Genomic DNA, 17,724 nt, shown 5'->3' with positions numbered 1-17,724 from the left:
GAAAAATCATCGTTCGAAATAATTGTAAAAATATACCTTTCCATTTCCTATGTAACAAACTAATTATGGAACACGAAAGTCAAGCTGTCAAACTGATTCTAGTTGTTTTCTGTGTCAGAATTGTTATGTTTTGCAGGATTTAACAGTTCTTTCAATTCATCCTGATTCAATTCGGAAAACCAGTTCGTCGATTGAAACTGCTGTATTTGCAAATGACTGACAATTTCTGAAGCCCTTAAAGAAAAAATCGTCGAAACCACCTCATGAATCCGGATTTCAGCCAAGTTTTTCTTCCGCCATTTCTTTTGGAGGCAAAAATTCCAAAGATCTTCGATTGCAATACCTTCATAACCATTTAACTTTATTTCTTCCAATTTACTGTTCAACACCGGCAAGACCTGCTTAAATAAGCGCTCATGTTCGACCATCGTTATTTCATCACTCCACCGTTCTGTTTTAACTGAATATTTGAAAGCATACAAATATTGTAACGAAAAAAACATTACTTGAGAAGGGACTGTAGGAATGGCATCTTTTGTTAGAGGGACAATTTTTCTCACCGTTGTCATTTTCTTATCAAAACTTTTCGGATTCATATATAGAATGCAATTTATGAGAGTGGCAGGGGAAGAAGCTGTCGGAGTTTATATGACGGCCTATCCCGCGTATATCTTTTTCGTTTCCGTTTTGCAGCTTGGCATTCCGATCGCGGTGGCAAAAGTGATTGCGGAACTGTATGCGAAACGTCAAATGGGACAACTTCATTCGGTCATGAAAACCGCTTCAGTTTGGTCCGTTTTATCCATCATTTTATTTACGCCCGTTTTAATCATTTTCATCCCATTTTTAGCAGAAACCCTTTTACATAATGAAGGAACAAAAATTACCCTGTATATAGCTTTAGGTGCTGTTCCGATCATCGTTTTTTCAGGTCTGATCCGGGGATTCTTGCAAGGCATCGCCATCATTTCGGCAACTGCCTGGTCCCAAATGATCGAACAATTGGTGCGCATCGTATTGATTACCTTGGCATTGCCTTTTTTTGTCGTGCCGGACAACCCTGAATTGACTGCAGCCTATGCAATGGCAATTACCGCCATTGGCGAATTGATCTCATTCATCTATTTATACATCCACTATGTAACAAAAAAAGGGAAACTGAAAAAACCATCTTCCACCAAACCTTATCCTGCAATGCCTTTACTGCGAATCGCCATTCCCAGTGCCGGGAGCAGATTGTTTGGAACGTTCACCTGGTTTTTGGAACCAATCGTCTTTTTGAAAGCCTTGACATTGGCCGGACTGACTGCGGCAGGTGCAACAACCCTGTACGGAATCATTTCCGGCGTACATGTACCTTTATTGTTATTCCCTTCTTTCATTCCGAATGCATTGGCCATTGTGCTGATTCCTGCGGTAAGTGATGCGGTGGCAAGAAACAATCACAGGTTATTGAACGATCGCATCGGAGTAAGTTTGCGCCTTTCATCCATTATCGGTGCATATGCGGCCACTTATTTTTTCCTCCATGGCGATGAACTCGCAATGCGCCTCTTTCACTTGGAGGAAAACCGCGGTTTTATGAAGATCCTGGCGCCGATTTTCTATTTCTACTATATACAAAGCCCTCTCCATTCCATTTTGCAGGCAATTGATGAAGCCAGACCGGCGATGATGAACTCCATTTACGGAGGGATCGGAAAATTATTTGTCATGTTTGTACTGGCTTCCCAACCATTTATTCAAGAATACGGAGCGATTATCGCCATCGGATTCGGAGTATTGGTGACATCGTTTTTACATATGGCAACACTCAGAGGGCATAAAATGATCAGTTCCGGGTTCCGGTTTTTTGCCATTCCTTACGTGATTTTTATCATTACTTGTTTCATCCAAAATTATTTGCTCAGTAAAATCTCATTTGGCTTTTGGAAAGACAGTGCATTGACAATCCTGTTGTTGACGTTCCTTCTGCTTCTGACAAATCAATTTAAATGGAGCGATTTTCGATATTTACGATCCGTTTTTGGTCGCAGATTTTAATTGAATATGCAAATCATAATTTTCATAACAACAGTAAAAAATTTCCTCGGGATTGTCATACCCTTTCTTTTTTAAGGTTTCCAACAGCCATTCCCTGTCTTTTTCAATAAATTGCAAATGCCGGTCCACAATATAGCCGTCCACGATCAATGGGAAAACTACCGGTTCATCGTCTCTTAAAAAGATTGATAGTTTACCGGACGGTTCCAGAAATGCATATTTGATTTGTTGAACGGATGAAATGCGCTGTTCACGCATTTGCTGGAACAAGTCATCCAAATTGTAGCGCTGCTTTTTCATTTCCTCTTGATTGATGACGCCGTCTTCCACAATAATCGATGGATCTCCATCGATTAAATCGCGCAGTTTTTTACTTTTTAATGCAAGCATTGAATTTAAATATTGAATGCCTAATAAAATCAAAATTGGAAAAACATTCTCAAATATGGGCTTTTCCAACTCATCTATAGAGAAAGCCACACATTCTGCAATCAGCACAAAAACGACCAAATCCATGATGCTCAATTCGCCGACTTCCCGTTTTCCCATCAGGCGAAAGACGATTAAAACAAGAATATATAAAAAAACGGTTCGGAAAAGGATCTGCAAATATATTTCCATACACCCACACCCTTTCTTTTCTATTGTTTGCGAAGTGCCCATCAACTATGCAAAATAAAAAAGGTTTACCTTTATAGGAAACAGGTAAACCTTTTTCTTCATTTTTTCTATTCCACTTGATTAATCGTTGATTACTCGTCCAATTGCTTGACGTTCAAATTTTAAGCGGGTTTTCCCATCTACAAGAAGATAAACCACTGAATCTTCCAAAGACTCGACTTCTCCGTGAAGCCCCCCGATTGTCACCACTTTATCTCCGCGTTTTAAATTATTTTGCATTTCTTGCGTAGCTTTTTGGCGCTTTTGGGCTGGACGAATCAAAATGAACCACATCGCCACAAACATAATGATGATCAGTAGTAAATTATATAATGTTTCCACTTGTTGACTCCCCTTTCTGATTCTCACTTCATAAGTATAGTATAAAACATTGGTAAAAATCGATTTTATTTTCTAATTTATTTAAAAAAACTCGTTTTTTTCAATCTTTCATTTTTTATGCATCAAAAATTCTTTGCATTCGGCTTATTGAAGCCATATTGTTCGAAAAATTCATCACGGAAGTCAAGCAACCGGTCTTCCCTGATAGCCTGTCTCACTTTTTCCATCAATCTTAACAAGAAGTAAAGATTGTGGTACGTTGTCAGTCTCAATCCAAAGATTTCGCCTGTCCGGAGCAAATGGCGCACGTAAGCACGGGAATAGTTTTTGCATGCATAACAATCGCAGTTTGGATCGAGTGGGCCAAAATCCCGTGCATATTGGGCGTTTTTGATCACAAGGCGGCCTTGTGATGTCATGAGCGTGCCGTTACGGGCAATTCTTGTAGGCAACACACAGTCAAACATGTCAATGCCCCGGATCGCCCCTTCAATCAAAGCATCCGGTGAACCGACTCCCATTAAATAGCGGGGCTTATTCTCCGGCAGTAATGGGGTTGTAAATTCAAGAACGCGGTACATGACATCTTTTGGTTCCCCTACCGATAAACCGCCGACCGCATACCCTGGCAAATCCAGTTCCACAAGGGCTTCCGCGGAACGCTTTCTTAAATCTTCAAATTCGCCGCCTTGGACGATGCCGAACAAACCTTGCTCTTCCGGACGTTGATGGGCTTCTTTGCATCGCTTTGCCCAGCGCGTTGTCCGGTCGACGCTTTGCAGCATATAGTCGTAGGATGCTGGATATGGGGGACACTCATCAAAGGCCATGATAATGTCTGACCCCAAATCATTTTGAATTTGAATGGATTTTTCAGGGCTCAAAAACAGTTTGTCCCCGTTCAGATGGTTGCGGAAATAAACCCCTTCTTCTTCAATTTTCCGAAGATCGCTCAAGGAAAATACTTGAAATCCGCCGGAATCGGTCAAAATCGGACGGTCCCAATTCATAAATTTGTGGAGGCCGCCCGCCTCTTTCACGATATCATTTCCCGGTCTGAGCCATAAATGGTATGTGTTTGACAAGATGATGCCTGCCCCGATTTCTTTCAGCTCTTCAGGCGACATCGTTTTTACCGTCGCCTGCGTTCCCACAGGCATGAAGGCTGGTGTTTCAAAAGAACCGTGCGACGTATGGACGATCCCTAACCTCGCGCCTGATTGTTTACATGTTTTTATATGTTCATAACGAATTGCTGGTTGAGTCATCAATAATTCCTCTCTTCATCTAAAGTATAAACAGTACTTCGATTGATTGAGTTCTATTGTTTCGGTCTGATGTACATCGCATCCCCGAAACTGAAGAAACGGTACCGCTCTTTGATCGCTTCACTGTATGCATGGAAAATCGTTTCTTTTCCGGCCAATGCGCTGACAAGCATGACAAGGGTGGATTTAGGCAGATGGAAGTTTGTAACAAGTCCGTCAATGCATTTAAATTCATAGCCCGGATAAATAAAAATATCCGTCCAACCTTGTTCCGCCTTGATTTTCCCATCATATTTGGAAGCGACGGTTTCAAGGGTTCTTGTGGATGTGGTGCCGACAGCAATCACTTTTCCGCCGTTCGCCTTCACGCGGTTGATCGTTTCAGCGGCGCTTTCACTGATGCTGTAAAATTCTGAATGCATCTTGTGTTCCTCGATTGTATCGCTTGTCACCGGACGGAAAGTGCCCAATCCAACATGAAGGGTGATGAAGACAATTTCCACCCCTTTATTCCGGATCTGTTCCAGCAGTTCTTCCGTGAAATGAAGTCCCGCAGTGGGCGCCGCAGCCGAACCGACTTCTTTTGCATAAACCGTCTGGTAGCGTTCTTTATCTTCCAACTTTTCATGAATATATGGTGGCAGCGGCATTTCTCCGAGCTTGTCCAGCACTTCATAAAAAATGCCGTCATAATGGAACTCGAAAACCCGTCCGCCGTGTTCGAGGATGTCCGTGCAGGTCGCTTTCATCCGTCCATCCCCAAAGGTGATGGTTGTGCCGATTTTTACCCTTTTGGCCGGTTTGACCAATGTCTCCCACTTGTCATCTTCCAATTGTTTTAATAACAATACTTCCACGTGCGCCCCTGTTTCTTCCTTCACGCCAAAAAGCCGTGCAGGCATCACGCGGGTATCATTCAACACAAGACAATCACCGGGATTCAGCTCATTTATAATATGCGAAAATTGATGATGTTCAATCTCCTTTGTAAAAGGTGTCACCACAAGAAGTCTGCTTGCGGCGCGATCCTCGAGCGGTGTTTGGGCAATCAATTCTTCAGGTAAATCAAAATCAAATTCTTCTATTTTCATACTTAAACTTCCTTTTACTTAGTTTCATGATAAGTATAACCAAGATGTTCAAAAGCTAGTTTTGTCGCAACCCGGCCACGTGGCGTCCGTTGAATAAATCCGATTTGCATCAAGTAAGGTTCGTACACATCTTCAATGGTGATGCGTTCTTCGCCGATCGAAGCAGCCAACGTATCGAGTCCGACCGGTCCCCCGTTGAATTGGACAATCATGCTTTGCAGCAATTTATGGTCAATCTGATCCAATCCAAAACGGTCCACTTGAAGCAGTTCCAAAGCCTGTTTGGCAATGTCAAGGGTAATCCATCCGTTCCCGATCACTTGCGCATAATCCCGCACCCGTTTCAGCAAGCGATTGGCAATCCGGGGAGTCCCGCGGGAGCGTCTCGCAATCTCCTCTGCCGCTTTGTCATCAATATCCACTTCAAACAGTTTACTACTTCTTTTGACAATTTCAATCAAAGATTCTTCATCATAAAAATCCAGTCTCAATAATACGCCGAAACGATCCCTTAAAGGTGCTGACAATGAGCCGACCCTTGTTGTCGCCCCCACCAATGTGAAAGGCGGCAAGTCCAATCGGATGGATCGCGCTTCAGGTCCCTTTCCGACGACGATATCAAGACAAAAATCTTCCATCGCGGGATAAAGCACTTCTTCTATTGCCCGGGAAAGCCGGTGTATTTCATCAATAAAAAGAACATCCCCCGGTTCCAATGAATTGACAATGGCCGCCAAGTCACCCGGCCGTTCAATGGCAGGACCGCTCGTAAGCCGTATATTGACCCCCAATTCATTGGCAATGATATTGGCCAATGTGGTTTTCCCGAGTCCTGGGGGGCCATACAGCAGCACATGGTCCAAGGACTCTTTCCTCATTTTTGCCGCTTCAATAAAAATCTTTAAATTCTCTTTCACTTGTTGCTGCCCGATATATTGGGACAACCATTGGGGTCTGAGGGAAAGCTCGTATTGTTGTTCCGATTCATTTGCTTCGCTAGATACAATCCGATCCACTTGCCGCCCTCCTTGTTACTTCGTGTTTAACAACAGTTTTAATGCATATTTCATATAGTGTTCGGTTGTTTCCAAATCTTCTTTGGCTTTTAATTCCGGCAGGATTTTTGCCAATTCTTTTTCAGAATAACCCAATGCCTTAAGGGCCAACACGGCCTCATCCAACTCTTGTTGATGGGAATTGCCCCCGAATAACGGCAGTTCATCCTGGGCGCTTGGAAGTTCCACATGTTCAAGAAGTGAACCAAGTTTTCCTTTTAAATCAAGAATCATTTGTCTTGCGGTTTTCTTGCCAACGCCAGGAAACTTCACTAAAAATGCCTCATCTTCCATTTCAATCGCGGCAACAACTTGCGATGGATTGCCGCTCGCCAAGATGGACAAAGCGCTTTTCGGACCAATGCCGGACACTTGAATCAGCTTCCGGAAAAGTTCCCGCTGTTCCAATGTTTTAAAACCGAACAACTGATGCGCATCTTCACGGATATGCATATGTATAAAGATTTTTTGATTTTCATTATTTACTCTAAAGGCATATGGATTTGGCGTCATCACTGCATAGCCAATCCCGCTTTGCTCCAACACGATGTATTCCGGGGTGATTCGCGTCACCTGTCCGATGATATAATCATACATGTTCATTCCTCACAATCACCCGTGTTTATTCAATAAACACTTTATAGAAAACAAAAGAAAGACCGTCTTATGATGACGGTCACCTATTTTCTATTTCCATTCTATATTATCATAATCTCGTAGTTTATCCCACTTCAAACATTTCCTGAATTTTTTCCGTTGTTGCGATGAATTCAGGCCAATGTCTTAACGCGTTTTCCGTAAACGGCATTATATATTCTAAAAAAGCATCTTTTTCATGATCCCCCAGATACAAAACATATTGCCATTCTCTCAATAGTTCGTTTGGGTATTGCAAGTAGTGTAATTTTGGGAGGCAAATCTCTCTTAAATATTTATTTTCTTGTAATAATGTTTCAATGTCATAATCCATATTTGGAAGTGCCCGGTGCATCCACAAAATCATTTCCTCCGCCGCATCGCCAACGACCGCCAAATCGAAATCGATCAATTTCATTCCATTCTTTGTGATTAAGAAATTATGATGAACCACATCCCCATGGAGCAGGCTCAATCGGTTCGGAGTTGGTCCCGGTTTTTGACGAATCTTTTTCAACGCTTTGTTTGCGTAAAGGACAATATCATAAAAGTGGTGGCGCAAATATTTTACCAGCTCATTTTCTTGCAGTAAGAAACGTTCCAACCTTGCATTCCACTTTTGTATTAGATTGAGTTTTGGAATGACGGAATAACGACTCCACTCGATCAGATGATTCGTTTCATGGAGCTCTTTTAGAATTTTCACCGCTTTCCTGCGATGTTTCGCTTTGGCAAAATCCGCGCTGTAACTGTTCTTTTGCCAACCTTGAACAAGTGAATAAGGTTCATTTGATTTTTTTAAAGGAATGATGTGGGGAAACTGAATTTTTTCCAATTCTTCGTGAATAAGTGCCACTTTTTCAAATACGTGAATTTGATCGTACTTTTTTATGAACAATGTTTCATTCCCTTTATGTTGCTTCCGAATATTATTTTTGATTTGCATTTAATATGACCACGGTTTAAATTGTGGTGCACAAGGATTCATACCCGCTGGATATTGCTGAAAATATGGATGCGTCCCCTGTTCGAAATGCGGATACATTGGTTGCGGCATGTATTGATTGGCTGGTGGATAATATCCTTGTTCCATTGGGAAAAAGCCTTGTGGAAATTGAGCATAATCATATGAAGGCAATGTTGCTTGTTCAAAACCTTTATAATCCTGATATTGTTCCTGGGATTGGCTATAATCTTCACTGATTGTCACCTGCTCTTTTGTTTCTTCCCCTTCCGAAGCGGAGTCGTACAGCCAATCTGCATCATCTTGCACTTCTTCAATAGTTGCATCCATTTGCGGCAACGCTCCGGCATATTGCTGGTGTTCGTAGTCCAACTCCTGTGTCGGCAGAACTCCATATGGCATTCCAAATCCTTGCGGCATCATCTGATACTGCATTTGCGAATAGTCCGGGCAAGGCGGCAACATGTGTGGGCCCGCGAAATATGGTTGAGCATGGTGGTGAACATGTTCAGGTTCCCTGCAACCGCAGTGTTCCACTCTTCGCGGTTTGCAATGGCAAGGATGAACTTGCTGTGGAATGCAAGGGATATAGATTGGTTGCGGCACAGGAACATATTCAACATGTGTCTGAGGCACCGGTATATATTCCACTTCTTTTTCAATCACTTTTTCCTTCTCTTCTTCCTTTTTCTCTGCTTGTGGTGCTTGTTGAGGGATTTCTATAAAAATCGGCTGCGGCATCACCGGTTGCGGAATTGGCATGAATTGCGGCTGTGCCATGTGGCGCTGTATGTTTAAATGCGGAGAAAAATCCAAATGGAATTCCGTCTTTTCATGTGGATGCACTTGTTGAGGAATTGGCACAATTTGTGGCACTGGCGGTGTCGGTGGAATTTCCGGCAATTTCATTTCCTTTTCCACCGGCTGTTTTTTCTCCGGTAATACAATTTCTTTTGCCTTTGGCGGAGTCTCCGCTTTCTTTTCCTTTTTCGGCGCTTCAACCGTTTTTGCTTTTTCAGGCAACTCTTTTTGGACTTGCGACGGTTTCCGAATGGAATGGTCATCTGGTAAAATAATTTCCATACCAGGCACAATGTAATCCGGATTTGCTAAATGGGAATTTAGTCTTTTTAACTCCTCAAAATCGATTCCATATTGCTTGGCAATTTTCCAAAGTGTATCTCCTTTTTGTACAATGTGTGTTCGCACAAACATCCTCCTTCTCTCGTTTTATAATATGTCGGTTAAACAAAAAGGTCACAAAAATATGCGCTTACATCCACCTCGTGTTAAACTATGTTTTGAAGGCTTATCCGTATACACATAATTTGTTGATTAGAAGGTGTTGCTCTATGAAAAAAATGCTTGGGGAAGAACGAAGAAATGAATTATTGAATTTGTTAAAGGATGCAAAAAAACCGATTACCGGAACTCAATTAGCAAAATATGCAAACGTCAGCCGGCAAGTGATTGTGAACGATATGAATTTGTTGAAGGCCCGCAATTTGCCAATCATTTCAACCAGTCAAGGGTATTTATATTTGAGTCAGGAAGATACCGATTCGCTCATTGAAAAGAAAATAGTATGTATACATACAGCGGAAGAGGCGGAGGATGAAATGATGACGATCGTTGATTGCGGGGTGACGATCAAGAACGTCATTGTCGAACATCCGGTATACGGGGAAATTACCGCTTCGATGATGTTGTCATCCCGGATAGACGTGGAAAATTTTCTGAATAAAGTGGAAGAAACGAAGGCAACTTACCTTTCCGTCTTAACTAACGGCACGCATCTGCATGTCATTTCCGCTCCAACGATCGAACAAATCGAAGAAGCTGAAAGAAGACTTCGGGAAAAGGGATATTTGGTGGAGGAATAATCAAATAAGAGCCAATGAAGATCGAGAAGGCGTCACAATCTTCATTGGCTCTTTTTTGATGAAGGGTAATGAACTTATAATAATTGGGAAATGATTGGAAAAATCGGGCTGTTTGGAATCTTTTGCTTTCCAAACAGCCCTTCTTATGAAAGAAACCGTTCCAAATCTTCTTTCCCGGGCAGTGGGCATGCATCTTTTTTTCCAAAGAGATGGCGGTTTTTTGCCACCATATCATACAGAACATCCCGGAGAAAAGGCGGGAGTATCCAAAATAAATAAAAAACCTTCCATGGACCGCTCAACTTTCTGCAAATGCGCAGCACTGCGGCGGATTTTGCATAATACCTTCCATTTTCAATAAGGATCAAACTTTCCAAACCGGAAGGAACTTGATAATGGGCGCATAAATGTTTGCCGATTTCGCTTTCCAGGGAAGCAAATTGAAAAATTTTCCGGGGATCTCTTTTGATGATAAATTGCACGCCACGGTGGCAAAAACCGCATTCCCCATCAAACAGCACAATCTTTTTCAGCATTCATCACTCCGATGCATTATATGTATAATAAGTTCCGAGTGATTTGACGGTGCATCCGAGCGATTGCAATTCCTCCAAAGCCCATTTCATCATCGGTTCATTTTCATCCGCGAGCACATCAATGATAAAGAAATAGTTGCCCAAACCCGTTTTCAACGGACGGGATTCAATTTTGCTCAAGTTCAATTTTCTCCAGGCAAAAACGGAAAGCACTTGATGCAAGGCTCCCGAATCATCATGAGGCAGCGTCAGCATCAGCATCGTTTTCGGCTGGCCATCCGAATTTTCGATCGGCAAGCGGGTATTGTGCTTGGATAAAATCACAAAGCGGGTATGGTTGAAATGGAAATCATGGATATTTTCCTCAACGATTTCCAAACCGTACTTTTCCGCAGAAGAGGCATTCCCAATGGCCGCAATGCATTTATCAGGGTTTTCCGCCACCATCTTTGCCGCTTCCGCCGTGGAGGTCGTTTGGTGCAACGGCACATGGCTAAAGCGATAAAATAAATATTTATGGCATTGAGCCAATGCATGGGGATGGGAATAGATCCCTTCAATTTTTTCCCAATTATCTTTTTGCGCTTTATTCACCATTAAATGCTGCTGGATTTTTAGTTTGATTTCCCCAATAATATATAAATTGGCTTCATGGAATAAGTAATCGATCGTCAGTGGCACCGTGCCTTCCAAAGCGTTTTCCAAGGGCACAACGGCATAATCCACCATATCATTCGTTACAGCGTCAATGCATTCCGGAATTGTTCTATAAGCAATGATCCATTCATTTGGGAATACATCCCTTGTTGCCAGATACGTAAAAGAAGCTTCCGGCCCTAAATAGGCAACCCGGTACTTCCATTCATTGTTCGTCACCATTAAGCCTCCTATCAACCATTCATGACACCATTTATCCGCAGAATTTATCATAAAGCTCCAGAGCTTATGACTTCTGCTGATTCAACAAATTCCAAATCGTTCATCTTTTTGATCAGTTCATGCAAATCCATGATCATGCTCGTTACATCCAAGGAAAGGGTTACGTTGGCCCGGCCTTGAATCGGAATCGTTTGATGGATTGTCAAAATATTGCAATGGGCTTCTGTAATAATTTCCAATACTTTGGCCAATGTCCCCTTTTGATCCTGCAATTGGATAATCATGGTCAATATTCTCTCTTTTACGATGGAGTGAAAGGGAAAGACGGCATCCCGATATTTATAAAAGGCGCTTCTTGAAAGATCCACTTGTTTCACCGCATCCCATATCGAGTTGACCTTGCCCGATTCCAATAACCGCTTTGCCTCCAATGTTTTTTGCATCGCATCGGTCAGCACATCTTCCCGCACCAGATAATAGCGTTGTTCAGCAACATTTTTCATCTCCATCCCCCCCAATTATTCGATGAATTCAAACTCATAATCCAAAATTCTCACCGTATCCCCGTCTTGGGCTCCACGTTCCCTTAAAGCGTCATCCACGCCCATATGGCGGAGCTGTCTTGCAAAACGGCGGACCGATTCATCCCGGCTAAAGTCTGTCATCTTAAAGAGCCGTTCGATCGTATCCCCACTTAGAACATAAGCGCCATCATCATCGCGGGTAATTGCAAAATCCCGTTCTTTTTTCTCATGTTTATATAAAACCGTTGCATCGCTTTCATCCGCGATATCATGCAATTCGAAATAAGGGGTTACTTCCAACAAGTCTGCGATTTCATGCAGCAATGGTTTAAGCCCTTTCTTTGTAAGAGCGGAGATTGGGAATACTTTTATGTCATCCCCGATTTTTTTCTTAAATTCTACCAAATTTTCTTCCGCACCAGGCATGTCCATTTTATTGGCAACTACGATCTGAGGACGCTCTGTCAGGCGCAAATCGTATTGTTCCAACTCTTTGTTGATCTTTACATAATCATCGTAAGGGTCCCGGCCTTCCATACCGGACATATCCACCACATGGACAATGACTCTCGTGCGTTCGATATGGCGCAAGAATTGGATGCCCAAACCGACACCTTGATGGGCCCCTTCAATTAATCCCGGCAAATCGGCCATGACGAAGCTTCGGCCATCATCCGTTTCGACAACGCCAAGATTGGGAACGATGGTTGTAAAGTGGTAAGCGCCGATTTTCGGCTTCGCTGCGGAAACTACGGAAAGCAATGTCGATTTACCGACACTCGGGAAGCCGACAAGGCCCACATCCGCCAACAATTTTAATTCCAATATAACATTTAATTCTTGCCCCGGCTCACCCTTTTCCGCAATTTCCGGCGCCGGATTTGCCGGTGTGGCAAAGCGCATGTTTCCCCGTCCTCCGCGGCCGCCTTTCGCTATGATTGCCCGCTGTCCATGTTCAACCAAATCCGCAATGACTTTCCCGGTCTCTTCATTGATGACTACCGTGCCTGGAGGGACTTTTACAATCAAATCTTTGGCATTTTTTCCGTGCATTCCTTTGCTCATGCCATTTTCGCCGCGGGACGCTTTAAAATGGCGGTTGTAACGGAAATCCATCAATGTGCGCAAACCTTCATCCACTTCAAACACAACGTTCCCGCCGCTTCCTCCGTCGCCTCCAGCCGGTCCGCCATAGGGAACATATTTCTCGCGGCGGAAGGCCACCATTCCATCCCCGCCGTCTCCGCCTTTAACATATATTTTTACGTGATCAACAAACATACTTTCACTCCTTAATGGTTAAAACATATTTCCAATGATCGAAGGATTCTTTTTCAACCGACATTCCCACATGGTTGTCCAATATCTCTGAATGGAAAGGCTCAACGTCCCACTTTCCATGCAAGTCAAAGGTGATTTTCACGATCTCTTCATCCGCTTCCACTTCCATCAGTAATTGCTGCTCGGTATATGGGTCGAGATGAGGATAAACACGCTGAATCGTCTTTTCTAAGTATTCGACAGTTTCCTCATCTTTTTTCACCTTTGGCGTCATTGTCACATTACTTTTTAGCAGAAACTCGATTGAGGGAAAACGATACGGGAAGGTTTGAATCCATTCGACGGTTTTCGGCCAATTCAATTTATTCAAATTTGAAAAAGATTTATATTGATTGCAATAATTTTCTATAATTTTTTTCGCGTCGTCAATCCGGTCCAAATCCAAATTCATTTTGATCAATTGAAGCTGATTAATAAAATCATGGTTTGCAGCCCTCAAAATTTCACGAATAGAAAGTTTCGTCAACTCCCCCACTCCCATACAGTACTGCTTAGGAATACCTTTTTTAGTATAGCAAGTTTTCATTCGTATTTCTTCTTTCAGACCGACTTTTTTTGGTTCTTTGTCAAATGGTGTTGGTGAATAAATTTTAGTGACATTATTTGGTAATATGTAATCGGATGGCTTAGGGGAAATTCGAGGTTCCCCTAAGCTGTTTTTATTTTCGCTAAGTTTTGGGTAATGAATATTCGGTTTCTAAAGTGATAGAAGGATCGATAACCGAAAGAAATGCGTTTAATCACTTTGATTTTGTTATTAATCCCCTCTAAAATGCCGTTGCTATAATCATATTTCAACGTATTCTCCATGTAATTGATGTATTTGTTGATTGTCTTGATGGCGGTTTTCATATAGCTGGAAACGATATTTTGTTTATTCTCTAATGTTTTCTTTAGGAGCTCAAAGTCTTTGGTTTTGATGCAATGGCGAACGTATTGGTATAACTCATAGGACGCTTTTAATTCAGAATCTAAATCAATGAGATAGTGGAGAATCTCCACCTCACACATATGCTTTTTAAAGCAACGATGATATTTATAGTTCTTATAATCAAGTTTTGTTTGATCTTTCAGAAGGAGCTTCCAGTATTTTTTCAATTTATTGTAATTCTTTTTATCCCGATTCATGACGTTGATGCGCGTTTTGTTTAAAGCTCTGCTAAATAGTTGGAGGATATGGAATTTGTCGAGTATGATTTCCGCTTTAGGGAAAACTTCTTGGATTAAGGAAATATAAGGGCTGTACATATCGATGACAATCGTTTTTACCGCATCTCTCGCCTTCTTGGAATACCGTAAGAAATACTCTTTGAGGACATGTAATCTTCGGTCCTCCACGATATCCACCATCTCCCCCGTTTCAGAGTCACAGAAAATAAAGGACATCGCTCCAGCTGCGGATTTCACTGATTTAAACTCATCAAAACACAAATGCTTTGGAAGGTAGTGAACATTTGGTTGATAGTAGATATAAAAGCTGTCAATGACTCGACTGACAGTGGCATGAGAAACATTATGTTTCATCGCAATATCTTTTTCGGATATTTTATCTTTGGCGTTTAAAGCAATCGATACTTTAGTATTGTTGGAAATACAACAGTTTTTAGCCACGACGCTCGTTTTTAAAGTAAACGTGGAATGACAATGTTTACAGAAATAACGCTGTTTACGCAATTTTAAGTAGGTATGAAAACCTGAAACACTAGGCATTTTAATGAGAGACGTTTTAAAACCGTGTTTAATGATTTGATCATCAAAGACATGTCCACAAGCATAGCACGCTTTTGGTTGGTAAGTTAATTGGCCATAAAAGACTTTTGATTGGACCCCTTTAATGAGTTCTTCTGCACAAAAATTTTCATCAAATGTGATATTTTTATCTTTTATATTGAGTAGGTTTCGTATAGAATGATGGTGAGACATGTGACACAACTCCTTTGGAAAATGTGTTTTGGCGATTACATTTTACCAGAGTTTTGTCACTGTCTCATTTTTTTTTGTTCAAAAAAATTGGTGCTGGTTTATACTCACCAACACCAAATATTATAGAGCCCTTTTTTTAAATATAAAAAAGGACTGCACGTTTGCAGTCCTTTCAAATCCGTTCACATTATGCTTCTTTAGCAACAGGGTATACACTTACTTTTTTCTTGTCGCGTCCCATACGTTCGAAACGTACGATACCATCAACTTTAGCGTAAAGTGTATCGTCACCACCGCGGCCTACGTTCAAACCTGGATAAATTTTTGTACCGCGTTGACGGTAAAGAATTGATCCTCCAGTTACGAATTGACCATCCGCACGTTTTGCGCCAAGGCGTTTTGCTTCAGAGTCACGACCGTTTTTAGTAGAACCTACCCCTTTTTTGGAAGCGAAGAATTGAAGGTCTAATGTTAACAAGTATTTCACTGTGTTCCACCTCCTACTTGCTTGTACTTGATTTGAATATATTGGCCGTAGTTTTGTACCATCGAATATACTTGTGCTGTCATCACTTGCACAATCAACTGCAATTTCTCATCCAATTGAGCATCTATATCCGTCGGCAAGTCTACTTTCAAATAGCCTCCGCCCTCGGTTGCCTGTTCGATTTTCGGTTCAATATTCAACAGTGCATAAATCGCATTGACCGTACCGATGGCGATGGTCGATGCGCCCGCACATACCAAATCTTTTCCCGGTTCATCGTATTCGGCATGTCCAGAAAACTCAAAGGCAGATACACGGCGATTTTCGTCGTGATGAATGGTTACCGTAATCATCCGGCCACCTCTTATGCATTGATTGATTCGATGACTAATTTTGTGTATGGTTGACGGTGACCTTGTTTACGACGATAGTTTTTCTTAGGTTTGTATTTGAAAACAGTGATTTTTTTGCCGCGGCCTTCTTTCACCACTTTCGCAGTTACAGTTGCGCCTTCTACTGTTGGAGTACCAACTTTCACTGTTTCGCCACCTACGAAAAGAACTTTATCGAAAGTTACTGTTTCGTTAGGCTCAACACCTAATTTTTCTACGTAGATTTCTTGTCCAGCTTCAACTTTGTACTGTTTACCACCAGTTTCAATAATAGCGTACATTTCATTGCACCTCCTCTAGTCTAAGACTCGCCTGTGGAAAGGTGATCAAAAGATGCTTAAAAACCCTCCCAGAGCGGTTGTAGCACAGGTGCTACATAACAAATGAAATGTTATCACACTCAATGGGTTAAGTCAATCGATTCAATACATATTTTTCAAAAGCAATCCGGTATTTCCGATACCGCCATTCTTGAATCACCTTGATCCAAAGAAAGATGGCTAGAATAAAGAGAAAGATCGTTTTGGGCAGCAATACAAAAGTGATGATGACCGACAACGTGATCAGTATGAAAGAAATGGCTAGAAACAATTCGTACGTTTTCGCCTTTTTCGAGAAGATCAAAATGAGGGAAAAAACGATTCTTCCCCCGTCAAGCGGCCAGACAGGAATCAAATTAATCAGCAAAAGCACCATTTGAATTTTGATCAACGGCTTGGCCAACAAAGGATCCAAAAAGGGAGCCATCAACATGCAGCAGAATGTGGCGACGGGTCCGCCTATACTGATGAGAAGTTGCTTGTGTGGGGATAAAGCATAACCGCCCTTCAATTCTATTTCCCCACCATACGGCATGATGACGCAACGTTCCACCTTTACCCCCAGAAGCCAAGCGACAAGAAGATGCCCCAGTTCATGAATCAGCAATGAAGATAAAATGAGGGCATAATAGGAAACATTCCCATACAGGATCAACCCGAATAAAAGGGGTAAAAATAATGGATGAATGGTCATACGCATCATGGCCGCATATGCTCTTTCATCCATAATAATGTCTCTTCCAAGTTTAAAATGTTCCCATCCTTTTCCACTTGAATGTACAAATCTCCCGGTTCTTTCTTGCCGATCGTACTTCCTCGTTCGATCGATGTATAAGGCAGCAATGAGAAAGAATCCACATTGCCATAAGTCACTGTCGTATCATCTTCATAATAGACTGAAATCGTTTTCCCCGTATCTTTGGAATATCCCGTGTAGACGACGAGTCCATGGTCGATGGCAACCAGTGGCACCGATTCCTCATAGGTGAACAGATAGCCTTTGTAATAGGGCTTAACTTGTACAAAGGTCAGCAGTTCCTGATTAATCGGCTCTGAAGAAACAGCGATTGTGTCTTTTGAATCTTTATCAAAAATCTCCCGAAGCATGTTGCGCATGAAGGTCAAATCTTCAGAGCTGTACACGATTCTTTTCACATCAACCGGAATCTTCCCGGTCTCCTGGAGATGGTTGCCGGCGAGCACACAGATACAAAGGAACAATGCTGCAATCCATTTCCACTTTTTAGCCATACCCTCATCCATTCCCATTTTTCCTTATTATATGAACGAGATGAAAATACGATTCTATTTGTTGAAAAATGAGAATGGGAGGAAAACAGAAAAAGACTGTCCAAAAGTAACGCCCGCTTTGCCGGTATT

The 17,724-nt window shown here is 42.0% G+C and carries 22 protein-coding genes and 1 other annotated feature; of the genes, 2 read left to right on the top strand and 20 right to left on the bottom strand.

Translation table 11 applies throughout. From position 1 onward, the window contains the following. Positions 1-98: 98 nt before the first annotated feature. Positions 99-428: a post-transcriptional regulator gene (locus NSS77_RS12865; protein ID WP_342469098.1), complete on the bottom strand. Its 330-nt coding sequence runs from the start codon at positions 426-428 to the stop codon at positions 99-101. A 97-nt stretch (positions 429-525) separates the two neighbouring features. Here NSS77_RS12865 and NSS77_RS12860 point away from each other — a divergent pair, with 97 nt between their 5' ends. Next, the gene (locus NSS77_RS12860) at positions 526-2,043 is read left to right on the top strand and encodes an oligosaccharide flippase family protein (protein ID WP_342469097.1); all 1,518 of its coding nucleotides are present in this window, start codon (positions 526-528) and stop codon (positions 2,041-2,043) included. On the opposite strand, the gene NSS77_RS12855 is transcribed toward NSS77_RS12860, so the two are convergent. From NSS77_RS12855 to safA, 8 genes are all read right to left on the bottom strand, one after another. After that, positions 2,014-2,664 (bottom strand): DUF421 domain-containing protein, encoded by a 651-nt coding sequence (locus tag NSS77_RS12855; protein ID WP_342469096.1) that lies wholly within the window; start codon positions 2,662-2,664, stop codon positions 2,014-2,016. The genes NSS77_RS12860 and NSS77_RS12855 overlap by 30 nt on opposite strands. A 120-nt stretch (positions 2,665-2,784) precedes the next feature. Further along, a complete protein-coding gene (gene yajC, locus NSS77_RS12850) occupies positions 2,785-3,045 on the bottom strand; it encodes a preprotein translocase subunit YajC (RefSeq protein ID WP_342469095.1) in 261 nt (86 codons plus the stop codon). Positions 3,046-3,167: 122 nt separating this feature from the next. Next, on the bottom strand, positions 3,168-4,313 hold the full coding sequence (gene tgt, locus NSS77_RS12845) for a tRNA guanosine(34) transglycosylase Tgt (RefSeq protein ID WP_342469094.1): 1,146 nt from the start codon (positions 4,311-4,313) through the stop codon (positions 3,168-3,170). A 53-nt stretch (positions 4,314-4,366) separates the two neighbouring features. Further along, complete coding sequence (gene queA / locus NSS77_RS12840; protein ID WP_342469093.1) at positions 4,367-5,404, bottom strand: tRNA preQ1(34) S-adenosylmethionine ribosyltransferase-isomerase QueA; 1,038 nt, start codon at positions 5,402-5,404, stop codon at positions 4,367-4,369. A 14-nt stretch (positions 5,405-5,418) separates the two neighbouring features. Continuing rightward, entirely contained in the window at positions 5,419-6,420 is a 1,002-nt protein-coding gene (gene ruvB / locus NSS77_RS12835) for a Holliday junction branch migration DNA helicase RuvB (RefSeq protein WP_342469092.1), read from the bottom strand. A gap of 15 nt (positions 6,421-6,435) precedes the next feature. Further along, entirely contained in the window at positions 6,436-7,056 is a 621-nt protein-coding gene (gene ruvA / locus NSS77_RS12830) for a Holliday junction branch migration protein RuvA (RefSeq protein WP_342469091.1), read from the bottom strand. 124 nt (positions 7,057-7,180) lie between these two features. Continuing rightward, positions 7,181-7,993 carry a phosphotransferase gene (locus NSS77_RS12825; RefSeq protein ID WP_342469090.1) on the bottom strand — a complete coding sequence of 271 codons (813 nt, stop codon included), beginning with the start codon at positions 7,991-7,993 and terminating at the stop codon, positions 7,181-7,183. 48 nt (positions 7,994-8,041) lie between these two features. Continuing rightward, entirely contained in the window at positions 8,042-9,268 is a 1,227-nt protein-coding gene (safA, locus tag NSS77_RS12820; RefSeq protein WP_342469089.1) for a SafA/ExsA family spore coat assembly protein, read from the bottom strand. A 143-nt stretch (positions 9,269-9,411) separates the two neighbouring features. Here safA and NSS77_RS12815 point away from each other — a divergent pair, with 143 nt between their 5' ends. Next, positions 9,412-9,942, top strand: a complete 531-nt coding sequence (locus NSS77_RS12815; protein ID WP_342469088.1) for a transcription repressor NadR — start codon at positions 9,412-9,414, stop codon at positions 9,940-9,942. 143 nt (positions 9,943-10,085) lie between these two features. On the opposite strand, the gene NSS77_RS12810 is transcribed toward NSS77_RS12815, so the two are convergent. The 11 genes from NSS77_RS12810 to NSS77_RS12760 form a co-directional block, all read right to left on the bottom strand. Beyond that, the gene (locus tag NSS77_RS12810) at positions 10,086-10,478 is read right to left on the bottom strand and encodes a DCC1-like thiol-disulfide oxidoreductase family protein (RefSeq protein ID WP_342469087.1); all 393 of its coding nucleotides are present in this window, start codon (positions 10,476-10,478) and stop codon (positions 10,086-10,088) included. 3 nt (positions 10,479-10,481) lie between these two features. After that, positions 10,482-11,354, bottom strand: coding sequence for a prephenate dehydratase (gene pheA, locus NSS77_RS12805; RefSeq protein WP_342469086.1), 873 nt, complete (start codon positions 11,352-11,354; stop codon positions 10,482-10,484). 50 nt (positions 11,355-11,404) lie between these two features. After that, positions 11,405-11,860 (bottom strand): ACT domain-containing protein, encoded by a 456-nt coding sequence (locus NSS77_RS12800; RefSeq protein ID WP_342469085.1) that lies wholly within the window; start codon positions 11,858-11,860, stop codon positions 11,405-11,407. A gap of 15 nt (positions 11,861-11,875) precedes the next feature. Continuing rightward, positions 11,876-13,162: a GTPase ObgE gene (gene obgE / locus NSS77_RS12795; RefSeq protein WP_342469084.1), complete on the bottom strand. Its 1,287-nt coding sequence runs from the start codon at positions 13,160-13,162 to the stop codon at positions 11,876-11,878. A 4-nt stretch (positions 13,163-13,166) separates the two neighbouring features. Then, positions 13,167-13,688: a Spo0B domain-containing protein gene (locus NSS77_RS12790; protein ID WP_342469083.1), complete on the bottom strand. Its 522-nt coding sequence runs from the start codon at positions 13,686-13,688 to the stop codon at positions 13,167-13,169. A 182-nt stretch (positions 13,689-13,870) separates the two neighbouring features. Further along, on the bottom strand, positions 13,871-15,145 hold the full coding sequence (locus tag NSS77_RS12785) for an ISL3 family transposase (RefSeq protein WP_342469082.1): 1,275 nt from the start codon (positions 15,143-15,145) through the stop codon (positions 13,871-13,873). Positions 15,146-15,332: 187 nt separating this feature from the next. Next, on the bottom strand, positions 15,333-15,623 hold the full coding sequence (rpmA, locus tag NSS77_RS12780) for a 50S ribosomal protein L27 (RefSeq protein WP_342471279.1): 291 nt from the start codon (positions 15,621-15,623) through the stop codon (positions 15,333-15,335). A gap of 5 nt (positions 15,624-15,628) precedes the next feature. Next, entirely contained in the window at positions 15,629-15,985 is a 357-nt protein-coding gene (locus NSS77_RS12775) for a ribosomal-processing cysteine protease Prp (RefSeq protein WP_342469081.1), read from the bottom strand. An 11-nt stretch (positions 15,986-15,996) separates the two neighbouring features. Continuing rightward, the gene (rplU, locus tag NSS77_RS12770; RefSeq protein WP_342469080.1) at positions 15,997-16,305 is read right to left on the bottom strand and encodes a 50S ribosomal protein L21; all 309 of its coding nucleotides are present in this window, start codon (positions 16,303-16,305) and stop codon (positions 15,997-15,999) included. Between the two features lie 13 nt (positions 16,306-16,318). Continuing rightward, positions 16,319-16,394 (bottom strand) — a sequence feature (ribosomal protein L21 leader region). 38 nt (positions 16,395-16,432) lie between these two features. After that, a complete protein-coding gene (locus NSS77_RS12765; protein WP_342469079.1) occupies positions 16,433-17,071 on the bottom strand; it encodes a site-2 protease family protein in 639 nt (212 codons plus the stop codon). Then, positions 17,044-17,595 carry a M23 family metallopeptidase gene (locus tag NSS77_RS12760; protein WP_342469078.1) on the bottom strand — a complete coding sequence of 184 codons (552 nt, stop codon included), beginning with the start codon at positions 17,593-17,595 and terminating at the stop codon, positions 17,044-17,046. The genes NSS77_RS12765 and NSS77_RS12760 overlap by 28 nt, the downstream gene beginning before the upstream one ends. Positions 17,596-17,724 lie beyond the last annotated feature (129 nt).

Source organism: Ureibacillus sp. FSL K6-3587 (genome assembly GCF_038593165.1).
GTDB lineage: Bacteria > Bacillota > Bacilli > Bacillales_A > Planococcaceae > Ureibacillus > Ureibacillus suwonensis.
This window is presented reverse-complemented; position numbering and strand designations above follow the sequence as displayed.

Excerpts from the sequence above, each read along its gene's own strand:
- NSS77_RS12775 (WP_342469081.1), bottom strand. The coding sequence starts at position 15,985 with ATGATTACGGTAACCATTCATCACGACGAAAATCGCCGTGTATCTGCC.
- NSS77_RS12860 (WP_342469097.1), top strand. The coding sequence starts at position 526 with ATGGCATCTTTTGTTAGAGGGACAATTTTTCTCACCGTTGTCATTTTC.
- NSS77_RS12760 (WP_342469078.1), bottom strand. The coding sequence starts at position 17,595 with ATGGCTAAAAAGTGGAAATGGATTGCAGCATTGTTCCTTTGTATCTGT.
- NSS77_RS12800 (WP_342469085.1), bottom strand. The coding sequence starts at position 11,860 with ATGAAAAATGTTGCTGAACAACGCTATTATCTGGTGCGGGAAGATGTG.
- ruvA (WP_342469091.1), bottom strand. The coding sequence starts at position 7,056 with ATGTATGATTATATCATCGGACAGGTGACGCGAATCACCCCGGAATAC.
- queA (WP_342469093.1), bottom strand. The coding sequence starts at position 5,404 with ATGAAAATAGAAGAATTTGATTTTGATTTACCTGAAGAATTGATTGCC.
- NSS77_RS12865 (WP_342469098.1), bottom strand. The coding sequence starts at position 428 with ATGGTCGAACATGAGCGCTTATTTAAGCAGGTCTTGCCGGTGTTGAAC.
- rplU (WP_342469080.1), bottom strand. The coding sequence starts at position 16,305 with ATGTACGCTATTATTGAAACTGGTGGTAAACAGTACAAAGTTGAAGCT.
- NSS77_RS12810 (WP_342469087.1), bottom strand. The coding sequence starts at position 10,478 with ATGCTGAAAAAGATTGTGCTGTTTGATGGGGAATGCGGTTTTTGCCAC.
- obgE (WP_342469084.1), bottom strand. The coding sequence starts at position 13,162 with ATGTTTGTTGATCACGTAAAAATATATGTTAAAGGCGGAGACGGCGGG.
- NSS77_RS12765 (WP_342469079.1), bottom strand. The coding sequence starts at position 17,071 with ATGGATGAAAGAGCATATGCGGCCATGATGCGTATGACCATTCATCCA.
- NSS77_RS12815 (WP_342469088.1), top strand. The coding sequence starts at position 9,412 with ATGAAAAAAATGCTTGGGGAAGAACGAAGAAATGAATTATTGAATTTG.
- NSS77_RS12785 (WP_342469082.1), bottom strand. The coding sequence starts at position 15,145 with ATGTCTCACCATCATTCTATACGAAACCTACTCAATATAAAAGATAAA.
- NSS77_RS12855 (WP_342469096.1), bottom strand. The coding sequence starts at position 2,664 with ATGGAAATATATTTGCAGATCCTTTTCCGAACCGTTTTTTTATATATT.
- tgt (WP_342469094.1), bottom strand. The coding sequence starts at position 4,313 with ATGACTCAACCAGCAATTCGTTATGAACATATAAAAACATGTAAACAA.